The organism is Congregibacter sp., assembly GCF_965660375.1.
Lineage (GTDB): Bacteria > Pseudomonadota > Gammaproteobacteria > Pseudomonadales > Halieaceae > Congregibacter.
The window spans coordinates 1-5,709 of record NZ_CBFHZO010000094.1; the positions used below are offsets into that span (position 1 = coordinate 1).

A 5,709-nucleotide genomic window follows, 5' to 3' on the forward strand; every position below is an offset into this window, starting at 1 on the left:
ATGTTACTGACGGTTTTTGATTATGAGCGGGGACACTCAGTAAATGGCGGAGAGGGAGGGCTTCACACCTTTTCTACAGCCTAGTGTTTATGCGGGGTTGAGTTGCCCTCCTCCGCGTTAGTCCAATTCTTGACCAAAAGCAGCAGCAGCCGCGCCCGCAACCCCTGCATTAAGTGGCGCTAGTCCTGGCCGAAAACCGACCCTCAAATGCCAGAAATCGTGCGACCGCCGACGACCCAACCAGGACGGTCGTGATGGTCAGGTACGTGGCGTCACGATTCGCGTAATAGCGGCCACAGGTCTACCTTTAATCAGAGGCAGACAAAAAACATAAAGCCCTTAGCTAATGCGAGTCTCTAGAGCTGCGGCTTACGCTTGTGAAAAGTTCAGAAACAGCTGCACAAAGGTCGCTTGCCTTTGTGAGTGGTCATCAAATTGTTGACTACTTTTGCTCGTGAAAAACTGGGAGTAAGTATATGTACAGACTGGTAAAAGTAGGACTGATGGCGACCGCTGCCTGGTGGGCCATCAGTGCCGGGCTGTTATTCATCTAGGAACCTGGCGTATGTGGAATGCCCGTGCTGCAGACAGGGATACTTTTTTCGAGGCACGTCAGATTGGTCTAGCCGGATGTGGCATCGCAGTGATCATGTTGCTCGCTGGGTTTATTGGCGTCGCTGAAAACTTTTCCCACATGTGCAGATCAGCCGACATTGGGGGTGCTGTGCTCGGCGGCGCGTGCCGATACGGTGGCGCAATGGCACTGATTGAAATTCTGATAGGTGTTACTGACGCTTTCTGAGTGCAAAGCATAAGCATGTCTCTGTGCACACTGGGGAAGAGTGACGACCATTTCTGGCCGAAAGGCAAGCTTAGGTTCCGGAATCTGGCCAGTTTGCACGGCGTTGCTGGCGTTATCGTTCAGCGTCCCAGCGTTGTCGGCTGAGCCGGAATACTTCATGTTGCGTCCTGAGGTTGAGCGGGCTTACGGCTACACCCATGCAGTTCGTATAGGGCATGAGGTGAAGGGGTTGGCGCTTTATTGGGTGCTCACATACCCTCACTTTGATTAGGCTACGAGGCCCGCTCCCCATTCGCCAGCCGTTCAGCCATCGCTCGATGGGCTTCCAGCAAAGGCTGGAGTTCCACGCCCGGGAGCATCCCCTGATCGACGATCACATCACCGCCGACCACGGTGTAAGCCGCAATACCGGAGTAACACAGCAGGAGACTCGCGACGGGATCGTGACTCGCGCCTGCGTGCCACAGATCATTGACTGCAAAAGCCGCGCAATCCGCCTGATAGCCCACTCTGAGCTGCCCTATCTCCGCTTCCCGCCCCAGCGCTCTGGCGCCACCGCGGGTCGCGACCTTGAGCATGTCGCGCACACCGCAGCCATCAGCACCCTCCCGTAGCCGCTGGAGCAACATCGCCTGCCGGGCTTCGGCCAGCATGTGACCACTGTCATTGGATGATGAACCATCCACCCCAAGGCCCACGTTTACGCCGGCGTGGAGCATGGGCATCACGGGCGCTATGCCTGACGCCAGACGCATGTTCGAACAGGGACAATGAGCAACGCTGGTACCGGAATTCGCAAAGCGACGAATGTCCTGGGTGTCCAATTGCACACAGTGGGCATGCCACACGTCATCCCCCAACCAACCCAACTCTTCGGCGTACTCGCCAGGCGTCATATTGAAACGCTCCCGGCTGTAGGCGACGTCTTCTTCATTCTCAGCAAGATGGGTATGCAGGCGTACGTCGTGCTTCCGTGCCAAGTCCGCGGAGTCACGCATGAGCGCCTGGCTCACTGAAAAAGGCGAGCATGGCGCGAGGGCTACCTGAATACGCGACGCCGCAGAAGCGTCATGGTGAATGGCAATCAGACGCTCGCTATCGGCAAGAATACTGTCCTCAGTTTCTACGAGACTGTCTGGCGGCAGGCCGCCTGCAGACTGCCCGACACTCATGCTGCCGCGCAAAGCATGAAAACGAATCCCGGTCTCCTTCGCCGCAGCGATGCTGTCATCCAACCGGCTACCGTTGGGGAATATGTATTGATGATCCGAGCTTGTGGTGCAGCCCGACAGCAACAGCTCGGCAAGCCCCAGGATCGCGGAGACGCGAAATGCCTCGGGCGTCAGCCTCTCCCACACGGGATACAAAGCCTGCAGCCATCCAAATAGCGGAGCGTTCTGAGCCTCGGGCATTAACCGGGTTAGATTTTGATAAAGATGGTGGTGGGTGTTGACCATGCCGGGCATGAGCACGTGACCGTTTAGATCTATAACGCGATCGGCGGTGTCAGGGAGCTCAGCAGTAGCGCCGATGGCCTCGATGACACCATCACGGGCAAACAAGCCGCCGCCGGGAATTTCCCGCTGAGCATCGTCCATACAAACCAACACATCAGCGTTGCGCATCAAAAGCGTTGCCACGTCTTCTCTCCTCCTGTTATTCCTGCATTATGTGGGCAGCAACCGGTCGCTACCAGCCCTGCGTACAACGGTCTGAGGGTTTCCCAGGAAAATGGAACCCTGCGGCGGGCCTACGGTCGAAATTGTATCTAACGATTAAGGACTAAAATTCATGGCCAAGATTCATCCTGTGCTTATTACGGCCTTCGCTCCTCTGATGCTCGGCGCCGCATTACTGCCGCAACTGAGTCACGCTGACGAAGCCGAGCGGCAGATAGCTGTAACCGGTAAGGCGGAACGCCGCGTGGCACCGGATATGGCCGTTCTTCAGCTGGGTGTGATGTCCGAGAATGCGGATGCCGCCGTCGCACGACGGGAGGCCGATGACATTATCAATCGGGCGCTGAGTGTTTTGCGTGATGCCAAGCTAGCCGATGCCGACATTGATACCACGGGTCTCACCATTTCCCCGCAGTACCGCTGGCTGCCCGACGTCAGAAAACAGGAGCTCACAGGCTATCGCGCCACCCGGAACATTGAAGTCCGGCTACTGGACCTTGACGCTCTGGGGGTACTCGTTACCGAATTGACCGATGCCGGGATTAACCGCATGCAGTCGCCGCGGTTGGGACTGCAGGACGAAGAGCAGGTGTATCAGGAGGTTTTGGCGGCCGCAGCGCAGAACGCCCGGGCCCGTGCCGAGGTTTTGGCAAACGCATTGGGAGAAGATCTCGGCTCGGTAGTATCTCTCAGCACTGAAAGGGCCCCTGCGCCCCAACCCATGCGCGCTGAGCGGATGATGATGGCAGCCGATGTCTCCCCTGCGCCACCCGAAGAGAGCTACTCGCCCGGGTATTTGCAGTATTCGGTGACTCTTAACGCGACCTTCGAGCTGGATTGACGTAAAAACATCGCGAAGGGGGTCTTAACAGGCCCCTTTTTGCGTCCACTAGATCGTCTGTTAGCCGCAGAGCAGATCCAACGAGCGGCTTTGACCGAAAAAAGTAACAGGCTACACTCCCTAAACCAGCGAATCAGTTAATAAGAAGGCAAGCTATTGTGCGAAGAGCATTCCTGAATACTGCGGCGTCCCTGACCTTGATCACCGGTCTCGGGCTATCGACGTCGAGCTTTGCGCTCATCGAGTACAGCAAATCCCAGCAGGAAACGGCCTCCGAGCTTATTGAACAGCTCGAAGAGCGTCATTACGCCAAACTGAAATATGACGATGTCATGTCCTCGGCGCATCTGGACAACTATCTCGACAACCTTGATGGCGGGAAAATGTTTTTCACCGCAGCGGACATCGCTGAGTTTGAGCGCTTTCGCACGCAGATGGACGATGAACTGCCCCAAGGCAAGCTCGATGCAGGCTTTAGCATTTTCAATCGCTTCCACGAGCTGCTCACCACCCGACTGGAGACACTCGTCGAGTCCCTCCCAACGATGATTGAAGCCATGGACTTTGACATCGATGAGCGTTTCGAGCTGGATATGGACAAACTGGCCTGGGCAGAGACCCAGACGGAACTGGACGAACGCTGGCGGCTGCAGATCAAGAATCAAGTGCTCAATCTTCGCCTTGCAGACAAGCCCCAGGATGAGATCGCCGAGACCCTGGTAAAGCGCTACAAGAATCAGCTGAGCCGCGTTAACCAATACAACTCCCAGGACGCGTTTCAGATCTTCGCCAATGCGCTCACGGAATTGTACGATCCTCACACTAATTACTTTTCACCGCGTCGCTCAGAAAACTTCAATATCAATATGCGGCTGTCCCTGGAGGGCATCGGAGCGGTGTTGTCGCCTGAAGACGAATACACCCGTGTGGCCCGCATCGTCCCCGCAGGGCCCGCAGACAAGCAAGGTGAGCTAAAACCCTCCGACCGTATTGTCGCCGTAGGACAGGACGACGAAGGCCCCTTTGAAGACGTCATTGGATGGCGTCTGGATGAAGTGGTCGAATTGATCCGCGGTCCCAAGGGATCAACGGTACGCCTGCAGGTGCTGCCCTCAAAGGCCGGCGCTGACGCCGAGCGAAAGACCATCAAAATCGTCCGTAACAAAGTAAAGCTTGAGGAACAGTCCGCGCAAAAACGCGTCATGGAATTGGACAAGGGCAATGGCGAAACGATACGGGTCGGCGTCATTGATATCCCGACCTTCTACATTGATTTTGAAGCCATGCGCCGCGGCGACGAGAACTACAAGAGCACCACTCGCGACGTCAAAAAGCTCATCGAAGAGCTCGAAGAAGAAGATGTGGAAGGCCTGGTGATTGACCTTCGACGCAACGGCGGCGGCTCTCTGCAGGAAGCCAACGATCTCACCGGGCTCTTCATTGAATACGGGCCCACGGTGCAAATCAGGCACTCCTCCCGCCGTGTTTGGCGCGACGGCAAACGTCTTCGCAGCACCTACTACGACGGCCCTCTTGTTGTCCTTATCAATCGCCTCAGCGCGTCCGCATCGGAGATTTTTGCCGGCGCCATACAGGATTACGATCGCGGCTTGATTGTTGGTGACCGCTCCTATGGCAAAGGCACGGTTCAGACCATGGTGCCTCTGACTGAGGGCCAGCTGAAGATTACCGAGAGCAAGTTTTATCGTATCTCCGGTGACAGCACCCAGCATCGAGGAGTCGTGCCGGACATCACCTTCCCTTCTCTCTACGACCCGGAAGAGATCGGTGAATCAGCGCTGGATAACGCCCTGGACTGGGATCAGATCAACCCCGTGCGCCATCGCCGCTACAGCAATCTTGATTCTCTGGTACCGCAGCTGACGGAGATCTACCAAACCCGCAGCAGCAGTAACCCCGAGTTTTTGTATCTTCAGGATCAACTGGCGGTTGCCGAGCAGAACCGCGCCATCACCAGCGTTTCGCTGAATGAGACGGTACGCCGCGAAGAACGGGAAGCACGTCAGCAGCGTTCCCTGGAAATCGAGAACCGAAGGCGCGTGGCGCGGGGCGAAGAGCCTCTGGCGTCCCTGGATGAGCTGGACGAAGACGACGACGCCACTGACGACGATGCTCACAGCCTGGGCGAAGGCGTGGATGAGGATGCAGCAGATGATGTCGCCAGCAGCGACGATACGGAAGACGATGAGGAAGAAGCTTCAGAAGAAATCGTATCGGCGGAAGAACTCGCAGAAGAGGACGTACTGCTCTCGGAAGCAGGGAGTATTCTCGTTGACGCCCTAGTGCTCCAGGAGCGCGCGTACGCGCTCACTGCGGCGAAGCAGGAAGACTAAGGGCAGCGCAAGCGCCACCCCGGTCCAGTCAAC

The 5,709-nt window shown here is 56.7% G+C and carries 4 protein-coding genes; 2 read left to right on the forward strand and 2 right to left on the reverse strand.

Annotated elements, in window-relative coordinates; genetic code table 11:
- Window positions 1-703: 703 nt before the first annotated feature.
- Window positions 704-961, reverse strand: coding sequence for a hypothetical protein (locus tag ACTG3T_RS08900; protein ID WP_439101915.1), 258 nt, complete (start codon window positions 959-961; stop codon window positions 704-706).
- Between the two features lie 113 nt (window positions 962-1,074).
- A complete protein-coding gene (locus ACTG3T_RS08905) occupies window positions 1,075-2,442 on the reverse strand; it encodes an 8-oxoguanine deaminase (protein WP_439101916.1) in 1,368 nt (455 codons plus the stop codon).
- A 151-nt stretch (window positions 2,443-2,593) separates the two neighbouring features.
- Here ACTG3T_RS08905 and ACTG3T_RS08910 point away from each other — a divergent pair, with 151 nt between their 5' ends.
- Entirely contained in the window at window positions 2,594-3,322 is a 729-nt protein-coding gene (locus ACTG3T_RS08910; protein WP_439101917.1) for an SIMPL domain-containing protein, read from the forward strand.
- Window positions 3,323-3,480: 158 nt separating this feature from the next.
- Window positions 3,481-5,676 carry a carboxy terminal-processing peptidase gene (locus ACTG3T_RS08915; protein ID WP_439101918.1) on the forward strand — a complete coding sequence of 732 codons (2,196 nt, stop codon included), beginning with the start codon at window positions 3,481-3,483 and terminating at the stop codon, window positions 5,674-5,676.
- Window positions 5,677-5,709: the final 33 nt, after the last annotated feature.

Coding starts and splice junctions, on each gene's coding strand:
- ACTG3T_RS08900 (WP_439101915.1), bottom strand. CDS start 961: ATGAAGTATTCCGGCTCAGCCGACAACGCTGGGACGCTGAACGATAAC.
- ACTG3T_RS08910 (WP_439101917.1), top strand. CDS start 2,594: ATGGCCAAGATTCATCCTGTGCTTATTACGGCCTTCGCTCCTCTGATG.